The sequence below is a fragment of the Pseudarthrobacter lactosi genome, from assembly GCF_055412785.1.
The window spans coordinates 2,101,499-2,117,631 of record NZ_JBVAYS010000001.1 but is presented as its reverse complement, the minus strand read 5'-3'; the positions used below and the strand labels follow the sequence as shown (position 1 = coordinate 2,117,631).

The following is a 16,133-nucleotide window of genomic DNA, read 5'->3' as shown; positions in this document are numbered from 1 at the left end:
CTCCCCTTTGTTGTGGGTACCGATGCCTAGGCGTGCGTCAGGTCCTTGCCCTTCGTTTCAGGGATGCTGAACACAAACGCGATGCTGATGGCCAGCAGGACCACGGCGTAGACGTTGAATAGGTTGCCTTGTCCGATGCTGCCGAGCCAAGCCTGCAGGTACGGTGCGGTACCCCCGAAGGCCGCGACGCAGATCGAGTAGGGGACGCCCACGCCCACCGTGCGGATGCTGGTGGGAAACAGTTCGGCGTAGACGGCCGGGACGATTGCGGCACTGCCCGCGATGAAGAACAGCATGACGGACATGGTGACCGTGAGCTGCCACGGAGAGTCTTTCAGCAGCCATGTCATCGGGAAATGGAACAGCGCGGCGCCGGCGGCGCTCATGATCATGACGGGCTTGCGGCCGATGCGATCCGACAGCCTGCCCCAGAAAGGCAGGGCGACGATGAACAATACATTGGCTATAACGCTGGCCCAGAGGGTCTCTCCGCGGTCCATCTTCAGAACTGACGCTGCATAGCTGGGCGTCACGATACCCCAGATGTAGTAGGACACGGTCAGGCCAACGGTCAGGCCGATGACCTGCAGGGCCTGCTTGCGGTGCCGGTAGATCTGCGGCCACATCGGCTCGTGCTTTTCCTTGGGTGATTCCGCCTCGAACGCTGCCGTTTCCTTCAGGCGCGCCCTCATGATCAAGGCGTACAGGCCCATGATGCCGCCAACGATGAAAGGAATCCGCCAGCCCCAGGCGTTCATGTCAGTCATGCTCAGGACATTGGTCAGGGTGGCGCCGAGCATGGTTCCGGCCAGGATGCCCACTGTGCCGGAGACGTAAATGAGCGTTGCCCAGAAGCCGCGCTTTTCCTTGGGAGCCATCTCCGAGAGGTACGTCTGCGACGACGGCAGCTCGCCGCCGTGGGCAAGGCCTTGGATCAGGCGGGCCACCAGCAGCATGACTGAGGCAAAGGCCCCGACGGCTTCGAAGGTCGGTGCGATACCGATCAGCAGGCTGCCCAGGGCGGCGAGGCCCACTGCGAACGTCATGGAGGTCTTGCGGCCGATCCGGTCACCGATCCAGCCGAAAACGAAGCCGCCGAACGGACGGGCGACGAAGCCGACGGCGAAGATCGCCAGGGTGGCGAGGAAGGCCGACGTCGGATCCGCCTTGCTGAACAGTGCGCTCGCGATGAACGGCGAGAAGGTGGCGTAGATGGCCCAGTCGTACCATTCGACGGCGTTGCCGATGCCTGTGCCGATGAGCGTGCGAAGGTGGGACTTGTGAACCTGGACGTCAGCTGGGACGCCTGCAGTTGTGGTCATTTCATGCTCCAAGGGGTGAGGGAAGGGTCAGTTGGCGACGGCAAGTGCCGCGATGCGGGCGACGGCCAGCTCAGCGTAGAGCGCGGTTCCGTCGGACAGCACGCCGTCGTCGAAGGCGGCGTAGGGGGAGTGGTTGAACGCGGTTTCGGTGTGGTCGGCGCCGGGTGCGACGGCGCTGAGTCCGATAAACGTCCCGGGTACCTCCGCCAGCACCCTCGAAAAATCCTCAGAGCCGCTGAGCGGTGTGGCCCACCGGGTGAGACGCGAGTGTCCAAAGAGATCTTCAATGGTCTTCTCCGCGGTGCGTGTTTCGTCGTCGTCGTTGACGGTGAGGGGGTACTCGTGGCGGTAGTCGACGTCCACCTCAAGACCGTGGGCAGCGGCGATGCCCTTCAGTAGGGTGGGAACGGCGGACATCATCCGCTCCCGGGAACCCTCCGAGAAGGTTCGGACGGTGGCTTCGATGCGCGCCGATTCCGGAATGATGTTTCGCTTCGTGCCTGCCTGGAGGACGCCGACGGTCAGAACCACGGGATCGAATATGTTGAACTGGCGGGTGATCATGACCTGCAGGGCGGTCACCATTTCGGCGGCCGCCGTGACGGGGTCCTTGGCTGTGTGAGGGGCCGAACCGTGGCCGCCGGCGCCCAGAACCGTGACGGTGAGGGCGTCCGAGGCGCTCAGCATCACGCCGGGTTTGGTGCAGAACCGGCCATGCGGTTCCAAGGCGGAAAACACGTGCATCCCATAGGCGGCGTCAACCCGGCGCCCGGCCACGTCCAGCACGCCTTCGCGGATCATGTGGGCCGCCCCGTCGAAGCCTTCCTCGCCCGGCTGGAACATCAGCAAGACGTCGCCGGCCAGCTGATCCCGGCGCTCGGCCAGGAGCGTGGCTGCGCCGGCGAGCATGGCGGTGTGGAGGTCGTGGCCGCAGGCGTGCATGGCGCCGTCGATCTTGGACGAGAACCGGGCGCCGGTCCGTTCCTGGACGGGGAGGCCGTCCATGTCGGCCCGCAGGAGGACCGTTGGTTTCGTCGCCGACGCGTGCGGCGCGCTGCCGCGCAGAACGGCAGTGACCGACGTCGTGCTTTTGCCCACGGTGATCTCGAACGGCAGGCCGTCGAGGGCTTTCAGGACCTTTTCCTGGGTCCGGGGGAGGTGCAGTCCGATCTCCGGTTCCTGATGCAGCTCGTGGCGGAACCGGGCAATCTCACCCTGGAGTTCCTTGGCGTCGGTGGTGATCGACATCTGCTCTCCTAATTTTTGAACGTTTGGTCAGTGACCCGTTTTCATTGTGGAGTGATTCGGTTCACAAGCGCCTGAATGACTGGAAATAATCAAAAGTATGATGGAAATAGCAGGATTCATTCATCGAGGCGTGGAGGTTGACGAAGTGGTGCTCAGCGAGGAAGACCTTGCCCTGATCAACGTTCTCCAGGTTGCGCCGCGGATCAGCTGGTCGGATGCGGCTAATGTGCTGGGGGTGCACGCCACCACGCTGGCCGCCCGCTGGGACAGGCTGAGATTTTCGGGGGCGGCCTGGACCACTGCCCACCTGATCGGCGATCCCAAGAAGATGTGCCTAGCACTGGTGAGCGTGGATTGCGAAATGCAGTTGCGGGCCGAGGTGACCGCGGCGCTCGCCGCCATCCCGGAAGTGGCCACCGTGGAGGAGGCGGCAAGCAACAGAGACCTCATGCTGACGGTCATAGCTCCCACCTTGGCCCGCTTCACAGATCATGTGCTTCCGCGGTTCAAGGAGATCCCCGGACTGCTGAAGTACCGGACCTCGCTGGGTACCCGGCTGCACTCCGCTGGCCATTCGTGGCGGCTCAATACCTTGGACAAGGCGAAGCGGAATGCGCTTTTGGCCGTTGCCGGTCCTGACGTCACCGGTTCTACGGCCCCAAGGCCCGGGGCTCCACTGCCGCCCAGCCATCTGGATCTGATCCCGTTCCTGGCACGCGACGCGCGTGCGAGCGCAGCGGACATCGCGCGAAGCCTGGGCCGGAGCCCGGCGACGGTCCAGCGGCAGCTTAACAGGGTGATATCCAGCGGGCTGCTGTCCTTTCGTTGTGAAATTGCCCAGAAGCTCTCCGGCTATCCAGTGAGCTGCCAGTGGTTCGCCAACGTGGCGCCGGGCCAGCACGAGGCCGCGGCCGCCGAGCTCCGCAGCCTCCGCACTGTCCGGTTCAGCGCGTCCACCACCGGAGGCACGAATTTTGTGATCCTCATGTGGCTGAATTCGCTGGCCGATGTGATGAACGCCGAATTGGCCCTCCAGCAACGCATCCCGCAGATCGAGCTTGTGGAGAGCGTCGTGATCCTGAGCAGCGCCAAACGGATGGGCAGGATGCTGAACCCGGATTCGACGGCGAGCGGCGCCGTTGTGGTCTCGGGCACGGAGCTACCGACCCTGGGGTTCCAGTGAGCTTGGTGCCCGCCGTGGGTGGCCCTCGTTGAAACCTGCACCGGCCTTCTGAATACTGGAAGTCTGAAAGAATCGGGACGGGCGCGGAGGCGGTGACTGATCATGGGCGGCGGCGAAAGTGCTTTCAAACGCCGGCTGGAACGGGCTGCAGAAGTGCGCTTCTACCGCGGAGCCGGTATCAGCGCCGAGGAGGAGGCTGAACTTGAGGCAGTCGAGGCCAAGGAGCGTGACAAGCGCAAGAAGGTGGACGATGCCCGGCGTGCGGAGTACCTGATCCGGGACGCCATGGCCCAGGGCAAGTTCGACAACCTCAAGTACGCCGGCAAGCCCATCCCCGGTCTGGGGGAGGCCTACGATCCTGACTGGTGGGTCAAGGGCCTGATCCAGCGCGAGAACATCAGCGGGCTGGGACCCAAAGCCATCCTGCTCCGCACCGAAGACGCCGAACTGGACGGGCGGCTTGATGCCCAGTTCACCGAAACGCGGGTCCGGGACATCGTCGCTGACTTCAACGCCCGGGTGATCGACGCCCGGCGGCAGCTCCAGGGCGGTCCGCCCGTCGTCACTAAAACGCGCGACGTCGAAACGGAGGTGACGCGCTGGCGCGAACGCCGGGCCACCCGTTCACGGGACGCCCCGCCCGAACCGGAACCGAAGCGTTCCTGGTGGCAGCGGCTCTGGCGCGGCGCCACTTAGGGGACGGACGACGGCGGAGCCTCCCGCCGTCGTCGGCTCTCAGGGACTGCATCTCGTCAGGGCCTGCCCTCCGCGAAGCCGTTCGCCGGCGGAAGGCCCGGATTTTCGGGCGGCGGCAGGACGGGCGCGGGCTCAGGAGCAGGAGGTGGCTCTGGCGCAGGAGCTGGCGGTGGCTCTGGAGCTGGAGCCGGAGCCGGAGCAGGCGCAGGAGCTGGCGGTGGCTCCGGAGCTGGGGCTGGAGCCGGAGCTGGGGCTGGTGCGGGCGCCGGTGCGGGCGCAGGCCTCGGCGCGGCCGGGACGGGACTCGGTTTCGGCGGGGCCACCATGGAAGCCGGCGGCGCCGGGAACGGGTTCGCCGGGTAGAGCGGGGCGGCCTTGAGCATGTAGTTGACCCACTGCGGTCCCGCAATCATGTAGCCGTCCAAGCGCGGGTAGAACTGGCCGTTGACGGTGACGTTCTGGCCGGGGCGGTTTTGGCCTTCCAATGCATCGCCGAAGAAGGACGCTGTGGCCAGCCCCGAGGTGTAGCCCACCACCCAGGTGGAGCCGTTGTTGTTCGAGGTGCCGGTCTTGGCGGCAACAGGCATCAGCGTGTGGATCTTGGGGTTGATCCAGACGCCGGAGCCGACCTTCAGGACATCCTGGAGCACGGCATTGACGCCTCGGGCAACCTCCGGTTTGACGGCATCGCGGCACTCACTGGTCTGGCCCGGGAGTTTCCCACCCGACACCTCCGTCACCTCAAGTACGGCAATGGGGGCGCAGTACCGGCCGTCATTGGCGAAGGTGGCGAAAGCGTTGGCCAGGTGGACCGGGGCGACGCCGATGGCGCCCAGGAGATTGCCCAGCTGATGCATGTTGATCTGGGCGCCATCAAGTCCGCTGTGCAGCCCCACCGCGTCCACCATCTTCTGGATGCCGCAGAAGTCGAGCTGGGTGGCCTCGGCGAACGTGGCCGTGTTGATGGAGTTGTACAGCCCGTAATTCACTGGCATGGGACGGTAATAGCCCTCGTCGGCATTCTGCAGGTCATCGGCGGCCCCCAGCTCAGGGTTGTTCTGGGCCGTGCTGTAGGCGCCCAACACCCTTCCGCAGCTGGAACGCCACGGGAAGCCCAGCGGATACACCCGGCGGGAGGCGTCCACCACGCCTGTCAGTGACTTGCCCTCGTTCAGCCATTCCGCGAATGTGAAGGGTTTCATGGTGGAGCCTGGCTGGAAGCCACCTGCCCCGTTGAGGTCATTGCCCTGCGGATCGCGGGAGTCCACGTTGAAGTTCAGTTGGGTATCGAATCTGCCCTCGGCAGGCAGGAACACTGTGTTCTGCGCCATGGCCAGTATTTTCCCGGTACCCGGCTGCACTGTCACCAGGGACGCGCCCCAGCGGTCGGGGTTCGCCCCGGCGGTGCCGTCCACCTGTGCCTGGGCCGCCGCCTGGAGCCGGCTGTCCAGCGTCGTGACGATGGTGAGTCCGCCCCGGTACAGCTTCCGCTCACGCTCGATCAGGGTGGTGCCGTAGGCCGGGTTGTTCAGGATCAGATGTGAAATGTAGTCGCAGAAGTACGGCGCCATCTGGGCGTGGGCGCAGCCCTGCTTCCCGGGACTCAGCTTGAGTTCGATGGGTGTGGCAGCGGCGGCGTCATGGTCCGCCTGGGTGATCTTGCCCGTGGCCAGCATCTCGGCAAGAACCTGGTTCCGGCGGGTTGCGGCCTGCTCCGGATTGACCGCGGGGTTGTAGTAGCTGGGGCTGTTGACCAGCCCGGCCAGCAGGGCGGCCTGCGGCAGGGTGAGGTCCGCGGCCGTGGTGCTGAAGAAATACCGTGCCGCAGCCTCGATTCCGTACGCCTCGCGGTTGAAGAACACGATGTTCAGGTAGCCCTCGAGGATCTGGTCCTTGCTGAACTTCTTCTCCAGCGCGATGGCCAGCTTCATCTCCCGGAGCTTGTCCCCGATACTCTTCTGGCCGCTGAGGATCACTTCGTCGGTTTTGTCCTGGGACACGAAGGACTCGTTGATCACGTTGGTGACGTACTGCTGGGTGATGGTGGAGGCGCCCTGCTTGCCGGCGTTCGTTAGGTTGAAGATTGCAGCCCGAACGATCCCTTGCGGGTCAATGCCCGGGTGTTCATAAAAGCGGCTGTCCTCGATGGCCACGATGGCATCCCGGACATAGGGGGATATCCGGTCCAGGGGGATCTTGGTCCGGTTCTCGGTGTAGAACGTGGCGATCGGCTGGCCGTCGGAAGTGAGGACTTTGGTGGACTGCGACGGCGGCGCAACGATCAGTTCCGAGGGGAGTTCATCGAAGAAACTGATGGAGCTGCTGACTCCGAAGCCAACCGCCGCTACGGCGGGGACCACCAGGCTTGCGGCCAGGACGCCGCTCATGGCGCTCGCCGCAAAGAATCCGATGACCCTGCCCAGGGTGGAGGCCAGCCGGTGCCTGCGCTTCTTTTGCTGCGCCATTGTTCAGCCCTCAAGCTCGTGACGTGTGAACAGGATACGCCGCCGAACCTGCTGCATCCAGATGCTGGATCAACTGATGCCAAGCCGGTATTTTCCGCAGCCCAGTCCTGTTTTGGGTCTTGTCAGGCGATAGATACCGATATATCGTTAAGTGTCGGTGAGTGATTGACCGATAACCAATTCAAGGACGCAGAACATTTCAGAAGACAGAGAAGGGACGATGCCACCATGAAAGGCATTCACAATGACAAGTTTTTGGAACCGCCGTTCGGGCGGGAACAGTCCGAACGGGGACGATTTGAGCGCGGCAGGGGGCGGCGTGGGCCGCACGGGCACCGCGGGGGAGGATTCGGCCCGGGCTTCGGGCCGCGGGGAGGGTTTGGTCCCGGTTTTGGGCCGGGCGGAGGGTTTGGTCCCGGATTCGGGCAAGGTCCCCGGCGGGCAAGCAGGGGTGATGTCCGGTGGGCCATCCTGTCGTTGCTGGCCGAGGCCCCGTCCAACGGTTATGGCCTGATCAAGACCATCGCGGAGAAAACGTCCGGCGCCTGGCGGCCCAGTCCGGGGTCGATCTACCCCACGCTCCAGCAATTGGTGGACGAGGACCTCGTCGAGCCCCTCAGCGAGGGCCGGCGGACCGACTTCACCCTCACCGACGCCGGCAAGGCCTACGTGGCCGAGCATGCGGAGGAGTTGGAGAACGCGTGGAACATTGATGCGGAAGGATCCGGGCCCGCGTTCCACCAGAGCGTGGGCAAGCTGATGGGAGTCATTCATCAGTTCCGCTCGGCAGCTACGGAGGAACAGCGCAATGCTGCGGTGGAAAAGCTCGATGAAACACGCCGCGCGCTCTACCAGATCCTGGCCGACTGAGCCCGTTCAGGTCAGACTGAACGGGCTCAACCGGATGTTTCGGCAGGCGTTTAGCAGCCTTAGGCGAAGGTGTCTTCCTTGGCGGGCGCGGGTGCCGCAGCGGGTGCCGGCGGCCGGTGGCCCAGCGGGTTGAAGTGGCTCCCCAGGCCACCGAAGGCGTAGGCGGTTTCGGCGTGCTCGGAGAGATCCACCCCGGCCATCTCGGCCTCGTGGGTCACCCGGAACCCGATGGTCCTGTTGATGGCCCTGCCGATCACCAGGGTCACGCCACCGGAGAGAACTACGGTGACCACCACTGCCACAGCCTGTGCCGTCAGCTGCTGAAGGCCGCCGCCGTAGAAGAGGCCGCCGCCCTGGCCGTCCACGGGGAGGGCGACGAAGCCCAGGGCGAGTGTCCCGATCAGCCCGGCGCCGAGGTGGACTCCCACCACGTCCAGGGAGTCGTCAAGACCAAACCGGTACTTCAGGTCAACAAACACACAGCTGGCTGCCCCGGCCACCAGGCCCAGGCCGATGGCGGCCACTGGACTGATGTTGGCGCAGGACGGTGTGATGGCCACCAGGCCGGCGACAACACCGGAGGCTGCGCCCAGGGACGTGGGGTGGCCGTGGCGGATCTTTTCGGTCAGCAGCCAGCTGAGCATGGCCGCGGCCGGGGTCACCAGGGTGTTGATCCAGATCAGGCCGGCCTGCTCCGCGGTGGTGGCGGCGCCGCCGTTGAACCCGAACCAGCCGAACCACAGAATGGCCGCACCCAGCATGATGAAGGGGACGTTGTGCGGGCGGTGGCTGGGGTCCTTTGCGAAGCCATGGCGCTGGCCAACCACCAGGGCCAGGACCAGGGCTGCTGTGCCCGAGCTGATTTCCACCACTGCACCGCCGGCGAAGTCGATGACCTGGCCGAAGGTCTCGGTGAGGGCTCCGCCGGCGCTCATGAGCCCGCCGCCCCAGATCATGTAGGCGAGGGGGCAATAGACCAGCGTGACCCACACCGGCACAAACACGGCCCAGGCGCTGAACTTGGCGCGGTCCGCGATGGCCCCGCTGATGAGGGCCACGGTAATGATGGCGAAGGTGGCGCTGAAGCCGGCCTTGATGAGGTCAGGGGAACCCATGAGGTTCTGCATCCCGAAGTTGGCGAAAGGGTTGCCAAAAATACCCAGGATTCCCTCGCCGGTGGTCATCGAGTAACCCCACAAGACCCACACCACACCTACGATGCCGGCGGAGATGAAGCTCATCATGATCATATTCAGCGCTGCCTTGGCGCGCGTCATGCCGCCATAGAAGAGACCGAGTCCCGGTGTCATGAACAGCACCATTGCCGCCGCGATCATCATCCAGACGTGTTGCGCACTGATCTCCACCGGTGGGTCCCTTCCATTGATCCTGAATACGGGGACTTTCCTATGTGGCCCGCGCAATCCCCCCGATCAATATTTGTCGCCGTGTGTTTCCGTATGCGCTTCGCTAAGTTGCGTACAGGTTACGGACAGGCGGCTTTCGTGAAGATCGCATGTCCGCAGTGTTTCCGGCGTGTAAACGGGACCTGCTGAACGGTGCCGGGATGGAAGCCCTGCGCGCGGGATCCCAGCAATGGCGGGCGATGTCGCGCAGACGTGGTGAGATGCCGGCGTCGGACGCTGAAAACGGCAACGTTTCCTGAACGTGAACGGCGGCTCACCGCCGTGGGGCAGCCGCTTTGACGTAGCGCGGGGGAGTGCCTGAGCCGTTCCGGGAATTTACAGTGCGCGGAACTTCCGGCGTGAAGCTCCGCTGCTACACCGCGGGCAGTGGGCCCGCCGTGGTGATCCTTCACGGCCTTGCCGGGAGCGCCCGCGAGTTCTTCCCGACGGCGGCGGCGCTCCCCGAGCGGCGGACCGTCCTGACGGATCTGCGTGGCCACGGCGGCAGTACGCGGCACCCGGCCGATGTTTCGCGGGAAGCCTACGTGGCCGACGTCGTCCGCGTCATTGAGGAAGCAGGCCCGCCGGTGGTCCTGGTGGGGCAGTCGATGGGAGGCCACACAGCGATGCTGGTGGCCGCCGCCCGGCCGGAGCTCGTAGCTCGGCTGGTGCTGCTGGAAGCTGATGCCGACGGCGGGCGCAGCGACGACCACGCGGCCATGGGGGACTATTTCCGGTCGTGGCCCGTGCCGTTCCCTAGCCGGGCCGCTGCTGCCGCGTTCCTTGGCGATGCGCCGCTGGCTCAGGCCTGGGTGGTGGATCTCGAGGAGTGCGACGGCGGCTTCCGGCCACGCTTCGACGCCGGCGTTATGGTTGCCGCCATCAGCGCGGTGGCTGCGCCGCGGTGGGCGGAGTGGGACCTGGTGTCAGCACCAACGCTGGTGGTTTATGGGGAGGAAGGCCTTTTTGATGAAGCGGCCAGGGCTGAGTTTGTCCGGCGGGGCAGGAACGTGACGCGGGTGGATCTCCCTGCGGCTTCGCATGATGCGCACCTGGACTGTTTTGGGCCGTGGCTGGCTGCGCTCAGGGGATTTGTGCTTTCCTGACGCAGCCAGCCTCTCGCGTGGAGAATCCGCGGGGCATGCCCCGCCCGCCGGGTCAGAAGGTCCGGGCGTTGGCCAGGACGGGCAGCTTGCCGCGGACCTCGGCAACGAGCGCCGGGTCAATGTCGACGACGGCGAGTTCCGGTTCGCCGCCGAGGGCCACCAGCGCAGAACCCAGGGGAGAGATGACGGCGCTGTGGCCGACGCCCGTGGGAGCCTTGTCCGTGGAGGCAATGCCGACGCTTGCCGGATCGCCCTGGCCGCTGGCCACCACGAAGGTGGTGCTGTCCAATGCGCGGGCCCGGACCAGGAGGTCCCACTGTTCGGTTTTACCTTCGCCGGCACCCCATGAGGCGCAGACAATGTTCACCTGGGCGCCGGCTTTGGCGTTGGCCGTGAACAGTGCCGGGAACCGTACGTCGTAGCAGGTGGCCAGGCCGAAGGTGGTGCCGTTCACCTCGAAGGTCACCGGGGCTGTGCCGGCGTCCACGGTATCGGACTCGGCGAAACCAAACGCGTCAAAGAGGTGGATCTTGTCGTAGGAGATCTCGACGCCCGGTCCGGTGACCAGCAGGGTATTCCGCACGCGGCCGCCGTCGCCCGGGGTAAACATGCCCGCCACCACCGTGATGTCCAGCTCGCGGGCAATGCCTCGGACAGTGGAGGCCCATGGCCCGTCCAGCGGCTCGGCAATGTCCTTCAGGCTGTTGCCGAAGGCGCGCATGGCGGCTTCGGGGAACACCACAAGCTCGGCTCCGGCGGCTTTGGCCCGCGTGGCGTAGTCTCGGATGAGCTCCAGGTTGGCGGCCAGATCGGCTCCGGTGATGATTTGGGCCACTGCTAAACGCATCAAATTACTCCAGTCTGTTGTATACATAATGTATGCGAAAAAGTTCGGCAACGGCAGCTTCCGGCCGCGAGAAGGCGTACGCGTATCTGCGCGAACACATCCTGATTGACCCGGAGGTGCAGGGGACGTTCCTGAACGAGCAGGAGCTGGCCGCCGAGATCGGCGTCTCGCGAACTCCGGTCCGGGAAGCACTCCTGCTGCTCGTCTCCGACGGTCTGGTGGAACTGATTCCGCAGCGCGGGGCCTATGTTCCGCCCGTGACGGGCCGTGAAATTTCGGAGCTGATGGAACTCCGCGGTGTGCTGGAAAGCCATGCCGCCCGCCTGGTGATCGAACAGCGCCGTGTTCCTGACAAAACGATGCAGGACACCCTGGACCAGCAGGCCCAGCTTCCCGAGGAGCTGAATGCGGAGGCTGCGCAGGAGTTCATCCGGCTGGATACCCTCTTCCATCAGCTGCTGATCGACGCTGCGGGCAATGAGCTCATCTCCCGAACGTACAGCAAGCTCCATGTCCGGCAGATCCTGGTGGGCGTCGCGGCCCTGTTCCGCACCGGCGACCGGCGCGGACAGGTGTGCGCCGAACACCAGGACATCCTCGATGCCCTGGTATCCGGCGACGCCGCGAAGGCGCATGAGGCCATTGACCACCACCTGGCGATCACCCGGGATATCCTCCTCCGCGCCTAGCGGAGTGGGAATCGTCAGTGGCCTTTGCCGGTGGCCGACAGCTGGCGTTCCAGTGCTGATCCTTCCAGCATCAGTCGGTAGTCCTCGTCCTCCACAGTGTTGGAATCGCGGCCGAGGGCCAGACCCACTGCGGTGACGCCTGCAGCGACTGCCACGTAAATCGCCACCGGAATCCAGGTGCCGAACTGCGCCAGCAGCAATGTGAACATCAGCGGGGCGATGGCGCCGCCGATCACGCCGGCGAAGGTGTAGGCCAGGGAGCTGCCGGTGGAGCGGAGCCGGGGTGAGAACTGTTCCACGATGAAGGCGGCCTGCGGGCCGTACATAAACGAGTGCGCCATAAGGCCGAGCACAATGCCGATGATGAGCATCGGTTGGTTGTCGGCGCCCAGGACGCCGAAGAAGACGAACGTCCACACCGCGCCCACCACTGCTGCGGTGCCGTAGACCTTACGGCGGTTGAAGCGGTCGGACACGGCGCCGGCCAGCGGGATCATAAAGAGCTGGAACGCGGAGCCGATCAGGACTGCCGTGAGCACCTGGCTGCGGTCGTAGCCCAGGGACTGAATGCCGTAGGTGAGCGTGAAAACGGTGAACAGGGCGTAGAGCACGTCCGGGCCCACCCGGCACAGCGTGGCCGCAACGAGGGGCCGGAGTTCCTTGCTGAAGACCTCGCGGACAGGGGCGCTGGGCTGTTCGCCGTGGGCCTCGATGGCCTTGAAGATGGGGGTGTCTTCGAGCTTCAGGCGGATCCAGAGGCCGAAACCGACCAGCACGGCCGAGACCAGGAACGCGATGCGCCAGCCGAAACCGATGAACTGTTCTTCGGTCAGTGCGAGGGTCAGGACGGCAAGGGCGCCGTTGGCCATCAGGTTGCCGGCGGGCGGGCCCACCTGGGCTGCAGAAGCCCAGAACCCGCGGCGGTGCGGATCGCCGTATTCACTGGAGAGCAGGACGGCGCCGCCCCATTCGCCGCCGACACCCACACCCTGCGCGAAGCGGAGCAGCACCAGGATGATCGGGGCAGCGATGCCGATGGTTGCGTACCCTGGCAGCACGCCGATCAGGACGGTGGCCACACCGATGATCATCAGGGTGGTCACCAGCACTTTCTTGCGGCCGATCCGGTCACCCAGACGGCCGAAGATGATGCCGCCAACAGGCCGGGACACATAGCCCACCGCATATGTGGAGAAGGCCAGGATGGTGCCGGTCAGGGGATCGGATGACGGGAAGAAGACGAGGGGAAATACGACGGCGGCGGCGGCCGAGTAGACGGCGAAGTCGTACCACTCAAGGGCGGTGCCGGTGAGGCTGGCGGCGAAGGCCTTGTACAGGCCCTTGGGGCGAATCGGCTTGTCCGGACGCGGCGCTGCGCCGGAAGCCGGAACTGGGACGTTAGCCATGGGTGTTGTCCTCCAAGATGTTTACGGGTGACGCCTGTCACGCTGGCGTTAAATGTATACATTACGCATACTAGATGTACATTGGCCACCGTTTCTGGTTTCCAGTTTGTAAATTTCTCCAGCAGGACACGTAAAGGATGGACAGAACATGACGACTCTTAGCTTCGAACTTCCCGACGGCAGCACCCGGACAGTCCAGGTCAAGCACCTCCTGAACGCCGGTTATGCGGGGCGGGAGCAGGAGGAAGTGCAGGCCCACATTGCTGAACTGGCTGAACTGGGCGTTCCGGGCCCCACCACCACGCCGGCGCTCTACCCGGTCTCGCCGTACCTGGCGCAGCAGGTTTCCGAAGTCCGCGTGCAGCATGCCCGCACCTCCGGGGAAGCCGAATGGGCCCTGGTAATCACGGACGACGGCGTGCTGCTGACCGTCGCGTGCGACCACACTGACCGCGAGCTTGAGGTCCACGGGGTGGCCTGGAGCAAGAATGCCAGCCCGGACGTCCTGGGCCGGAAGGCCTGGCGGTTGGACGACGTGCGCGACCACCTGGACCAGATCACGTTGAAAGGCTGGGTGGGGGAAGGCGAAACCCCGGACACGCTGATCCAGGACAGCTCGCTGGAAGCCCTGCTGACCCCGGACTACTGGCTGGACGTGCTGACCGAGCGCGGCCTGAATGAGCCGGGGACGGTCCTCATTTCCGGCACGGTGGCCATGACCAGCGGTGTTAACCAGTTCGCCCGCAGCTGGAAAGTGGAGATGGCAGACCCCGTGACCGGAACCAGCGTGGATGCCCAGTACGTGGTGGAGCAGATGGCCGAGCCCATCGGCTGATTCCGCCGGGCAGGGACACTCCGGGGGCCGCAACTCCCGGTAGCATCATTGCTATGCCCACTGCGCTTGAAATGGCAGGTCCCATCCTGGAAATGATGACCTGGCTGTGCCTTCCGCCGGGGCTTGCCCTGCTGTTCTACTCGGGCATCCTCCGGCGGTTTGTGCACCCTTGGAACGTTGCGGAAGCAGTGGTCTACGCCGACGCTACCGGCACGGGCTTCCGCTGGTTCGACCGCAAGTACCAGGTCCACCACGCCCCGATGTCACCCCACGACATCAAAGACCTGGCCGTAGGCGACACCCTGCCGATCTACTACCACCCCAAGCGCCCCACACAGTGGCAGACCGCTGCGCCCGAAGCGGCGGGAAAGACCGCCGTCGCGCTTGGCCGTGTGCTCACCGGGATCGGCGCCGTAGCGCTAGTCGCGGGCTTCCTGCTGCCGATGTTCTGACGTTCCGCGGCTGAACACCGTAAGACTCCAAGTCGGCCGGGAATGCGGCCGGCCGCGGGGAGGTTGGGCCATACATGCAACGCATCGGATTCCTTTCTTTCGGCCACTGGGGCCCCGGCCAGGGCTCCCGCACCAGAACCGCCGGCGAGGCCCTGCGCCAGGGCATTGAGCTGGCGGTGGCGGCCGAGGAGCTCGGAATCGACGGCGCGTTTTTCCGCGTGCACCACTTCGCCCGTCAGCAGGCGTCACCCTTTCCGTTGCTGGCAGCCATCGCCGCCCGGACCAGCCGGATAGAGATCGGCACCGGCGTGATTGACATGCGCTACGAGAATCCGCTGTACATGGCCGAGGAAGCCGCGGCCACGGACCTGATCAGCGGTGGCAGGCTACAGCTGGGCATCAGCCGTGGTTCACCCGAGCCCGCCCGGAACGGAGCCGCCGTTTTCGGTCACAAACCGGCAGACGGGGAGACCGACGCCGACATGGCCCGCCAGCACACGGCCCGGTTCCGGCACGCCATCAGTGGCGCCGGAGTGGCCGAGGCGGACCCGCGCTACGCCGGCGGTGCCACCGGCCTTTTGCCGGTCCAGCCGCAGTCGCCGGGTCTCCCGGAGCGGATCTGGTGGGGCGCCGGAAGCCGCAATACCGCCGTGTGGGCCGCCGGACTGGGCATGAACCTGATGAGCTCCACCCTGCTCACCGAGGACACCGGTGTCCCCTTCGACCAGCTGCAGGCGGAGCAGATCCAGCTCTTCCGGGACGCCTGGGCGGCGGCAGGACACAGCCACCAGCCGCGGGTCTCCGTCAGCCGGAGCATCCTGCCGATCGTCGATGACGAGGACAGCAGGTATTTTGCCGGCAGCGCGCTGCGGGACGGCCGGGACCAGGTGGGTGTCATCGACGGCCTGACGGCACGCTTTGGTAAGACCTATGCCGGCGCCCCGGATGTCCTGGCCGAAAAGCTGGCAGCCGACGCCGCGGTCCAGGCCGCGGACACGCTGCTGGTGACTGTGCCCAACCAGTTGGGCGTGGAATTCAACGCCAAAATGCTGGGCAACATCGCCCGGTACATTGCGCCCGCGGTGGGCTGGAGCCCGTCACGTTCCTAATCCGGCGCCGATTCCGCTGGGTGATCCGCCCGGAAAGGAATATCCTGAGAAGGTGCGGGCCATTGAGGCCCGGTTATTCCTCACGGCCTAGAGAGGCTCACCATGTCCGAGAAGCTACACCTCGCACCCGAAGACGACTTCCCTGACGATCTCTCGGCGGTTCCGGACAAGGAACTGCAGGTTCTGGACAGCCAGGTACAGCGCCAACTGGACTACGAGTATGTGGCCGAGGGTGAGCCGAACCCCGAGACCGAATTCCGGCACCACGACCTGGATGAGGAATTCGAGGAACGCGACGACCGCTGAAAATCGCCCCCGTCGGGCTCGTCCCTTCCGGTGATCCGCAGTGGAAATTGATCAGCTTCCTTACTATTATTGCTGAAGGAACCATCCAGAAGCCACAGCCGTTAGGCTTATAGCGGGCTTTGGGGGCACTGCGCCCCATGATTACTGCGTGACTGCGGAACGGTCAGGAGAGAGAAATATGGCTCGCGCCGCT

At 65.2% G+C, this 16,133-nt stretch carries 15 protein-coding genes; 9 read left to right on the top strand and 6 right to left on the bottom strand.

Annotation, left to right across the window (positions count from 1 at the left end):
• Positions 1–26: 26 nt before the first annotated feature.
• Together ACZY0Q_RS09815 and ACZY0Q_RS09810 are read right to left on the bottom strand one after the other, a co-directional pair.
• Entirely contained in the window at positions 27–1,322 is a 1,296-nt protein-coding gene (locus ACZY0Q_RS09815) for an MFS transporter (protein ID WP_463916163.1), read from the bottom strand.
• Positions 1,323–1,349: 27 nt separating this feature from the next.
• A complete protein-coding gene (locus ACZY0Q_RS09810) occupies positions 1,350–2,570 on the bottom strand; it encodes a M20 metallopeptidase family protein (RefSeq protein WP_463916162.1) in 1,221 nt (406 codons plus the stop codon).
• Between the two features lie 97 nt (positions 2,571–2,667).
• On the opposite strand from ACZY0Q_RS09810, the gene ACZY0Q_RS09805 reads away from it, so the two are divergent.
• Together ACZY0Q_RS09805 and ACZY0Q_RS09800 are read left to right on the top strand one after the other, a co-directional pair.
• Positions 2,668–3,753: an Lrp/AsnC family transcriptional regulator gene (locus ACZY0Q_RS09805; RefSeq protein ID WP_463916161.1), complete on the top strand. Its 1,086-nt coding sequence runs from the start codon at positions 2,668–2,670 to the stop codon at positions 3,751–3,753.
• A 102-nt stretch (positions 3,754–3,855) separates the two neighbouring features.
• Positions 3,856–4,449, top strand: a complete 594-nt coding sequence (locus ACZY0Q_RS09800; protein WP_463916159.1) for a DnaJ family domain-containing protein — start codon at positions 3,856–3,858, stop codon at positions 4,447–4,449.
• Positions 4,450–4,505: 56 nt separating this feature from the next.
• On the opposite strand, the gene ACZY0Q_RS09795 is transcribed toward ACZY0Q_RS09800, so the two are convergent.
• Positions 4,506–6,914 carry a transglycosylase domain-containing protein gene (locus tag ACZY0Q_RS09795; RefSeq protein WP_463916158.1) on the bottom strand — a complete coding sequence of 803 codons (2,409 nt, stop codon included), beginning with the start codon at positions 6,912–6,914 and terminating at the stop codon, positions 4,506–4,508.
• A gap of 228 nt (positions 6,915–7,142) precedes the next feature.
• Between ACZY0Q_RS09795 and ACZY0Q_RS09790 the strand changes: the two genes are divergently transcribed.
• Positions 7,143–7,784 carry a PadR family transcriptional regulator gene (locus ACZY0Q_RS09790; RefSeq protein ID WP_463916156.1) on the top strand — a complete coding sequence of 214 codons (642 nt, stop codon included), beginning with the start codon at positions 7,143–7,145 and terminating at the stop codon, positions 7,782–7,784.
• A gap of 59 nt (positions 7,785–7,843) precedes the next feature.
• Here ACZY0Q_RS09790 and ACZY0Q_RS09785 read toward each other — a convergent pair whose 3' ends face one another.
• Complete coding sequence (locus ACZY0Q_RS09785) at positions 7,844–9,151, bottom strand: ammonium transporter (protein ID WP_463916155.1); 1,308 nt, start codon at positions 9,149–9,151, stop codon at positions 7,844–7,846.
• 380 nt (positions 9,152–9,531) lie between these two features.
• Here ACZY0Q_RS09785 and ACZY0Q_RS09780 point away from each other — a divergent pair, with 380 nt between their 5' ends.
• Positions 9,532–10,296 (top strand): alpha/beta fold hydrolase, encoded by a 765-nt coding sequence (locus tag ACZY0Q_RS09780; RefSeq protein WP_463916154.1) that lies wholly within the window; start codon positions 9,532–9,534, stop codon positions 10,294–10,296.
• 52 nt (positions 10,297–10,348) lie between these two features.
• On the opposite strand, the gene ACZY0Q_RS09775 is transcribed toward ACZY0Q_RS09780, so the two are convergent.
• Complete coding sequence (locus ACZY0Q_RS09775) at positions 10,349–11,143, bottom strand: carbon-nitrogen hydrolase family protein (RefSeq protein ID WP_463916152.1); 795 nt, start codon at positions 11,141–11,143, stop codon at positions 10,349–10,351.
• Positions 11,144–11,175: 32 nt separating this feature from the next.
• On the opposite strand from ACZY0Q_RS09775, the gene ACZY0Q_RS09770 reads away from it, so the two are divergent.
• Positions 11,176–11,832 (top strand): GntR family transcriptional regulator, encoded by a 657-nt coding sequence (locus ACZY0Q_RS09770; RefSeq protein ID WP_463916151.1) that lies wholly within the window; start codon positions 11,176–11,178, stop codon positions 11,830–11,832.
• 14 nt (positions 11,833–11,846) lie between these two features.
• Here the strand turns inward: ACZY0Q_RS09770 and ACZY0Q_RS09765 are convergent, their stop codons facing one another.
• Entirely contained in the window at positions 11,847–13,238 is a 1,392-nt protein-coding gene (locus ACZY0Q_RS09765) for an MFS transporter (protein WP_463916150.1), read from the bottom strand.
• A 148-nt stretch (positions 13,239–13,386) separates the two neighbouring features.
• Between ACZY0Q_RS09765 and ACZY0Q_RS09760 the strand changes: the two genes are divergently transcribed.
• The 4 genes from ACZY0Q_RS09760 to ACZY0Q_RS09745 all read left to right on the top strand — a co-directional run bounded on the left by ACZY0Q_RS09760 (position 13,387) and on the right by ACZY0Q_RS09745 (position 15,940).
• The gene (locus ACZY0Q_RS09760) at positions 13,387–14,073 is read left to right on the top strand and encodes a DUF2848 domain-containing protein (RefSeq protein ID WP_463916149.1); all 687 of its coding nucleotides are present in this window, start codon (positions 13,387–13,389) and stop codon (positions 14,071–14,073) included.
• Positions 14,074–14,126: 53 nt separating this feature from the next.
• Positions 14,127–14,525: a hypothetical protein gene (locus ACZY0Q_RS09755; protein ID WP_463916148.1), complete on the top strand. Its 399-nt coding sequence runs from the start codon at positions 14,127–14,129 to the stop codon at positions 14,523–14,525.
• 74 nt (positions 14,526–14,599) lie between these two features.
• Positions 14,600–15,634: an LLM class flavin-dependent oxidoreductase gene (locus tag ACZY0Q_RS09750; RefSeq protein ID WP_463916146.1), complete on the top strand. Its 1,035-nt coding sequence runs from the start codon at positions 14,600–14,602 to the stop codon at positions 15,632–15,634.
• A 102-nt stretch (positions 15,635–15,736) separates the two neighbouring features.
• Positions 15,737–15,940 carry a hypothetical protein gene (locus ACZY0Q_RS09745; protein ID WP_463916145.1) on the top strand — a complete coding sequence of 68 codons (204 nt, stop codon included), beginning with the start codon at positions 15,737–15,739 and terminating at the stop codon, positions 15,938–15,940.
• Positions 15,941–16,133: the final 193 nt, after the last annotated feature.

Bases quoted from the DNA above. Each gene is read 5' to 3' on its own strand.
- ACZY0Q_RS09765 (WP_463916150.1), bottom strand. From the start codon at position 13,238: ATGGCTAACGTCCCAGTTCCGGCTTCCGGCGCAGCGCCGCGTCCGGAC.
- ACZY0Q_RS09805 (WP_463916161.1), top strand. From the start codon at position 2,668: ATGATGGAAATAGCAGGATTCATTCATCGAGGCGTGGAGGTTGACGAA.
- ACZY0Q_RS09800 (WP_463916159.1), top strand. From the start codon at position 3,856: ATGGGCGGCGGCGAAAGTGCTTTCAAACGCCGGCTGGAACGGGCTGCA.
- ACZY0Q_RS09790 (WP_463916156.1), top strand. From the start codon at position 7,143: ATGAAAGGCATTCACAATGACAAGTTTTTGGAACCGCCGTTCGGGCGG.
- ACZY0Q_RS09815 (WP_463916163.1), bottom strand. From the start codon at position 1,322: ATGACCACAACTGCAGGCGTCCCAGCTGACGTCCAGGTTCACAAGTCC.
- ACZY0Q_RS09760 (WP_463916149.1), top strand. From the start codon at position 13,387: ATGACGACTCTTAGCTTCGAACTTCCCGACGGCAGCACCCGGACAGTC.
- ACZY0Q_RS09755 (WP_463916148.1), top strand. From the start codon at position 14,127: ATGCCCACTGCGCTTGAAATGGCAGGTCCCATCCTGGAAATGATGACC.
- ACZY0Q_RS09770 (WP_463916151.1), top strand. From the start codon at position 11,176: ATGCGAAAAAGTTCGGCAACGGCAGCTTCCGGCCGCGAGAAGGCGTAC.
- ACZY0Q_RS09750 (WP_463916146.1), top strand. From the start codon at position 14,600: ATGCAACGCATCGGATTCCTTTCTTTCGGCCACTGGGGCCCCGGCCAG.
- ACZY0Q_RS09795 (WP_463916158.1), bottom strand. From the start codon at position 6,914: ATGGCGCAGCAAAAGAAGCGCAGGCACCGGCTGGCCTCCACCCTGGGC.
- ACZY0Q_RS09775 (WP_463916152.1), bottom strand. From the start codon at position 11,143: ATGCGTTTAGCAGTGGCCCAAATCATCACCGGAGCCGATCTGGCCGCC.
- ACZY0Q_RS09810 (WP_463916162.1), bottom strand. From the start codon at position 2,570: ATGTCGATCACCACCGACGCCAAGGAACTCCAGGGTGAGATTGCCCGG.
- ACZY0Q_RS09745 (WP_463916145.1), top strand. From the start codon at position 15,737: ATGTCCGAGAAGCTACACCTCGCACCCGAAGACGACTTCCCTGACGAT.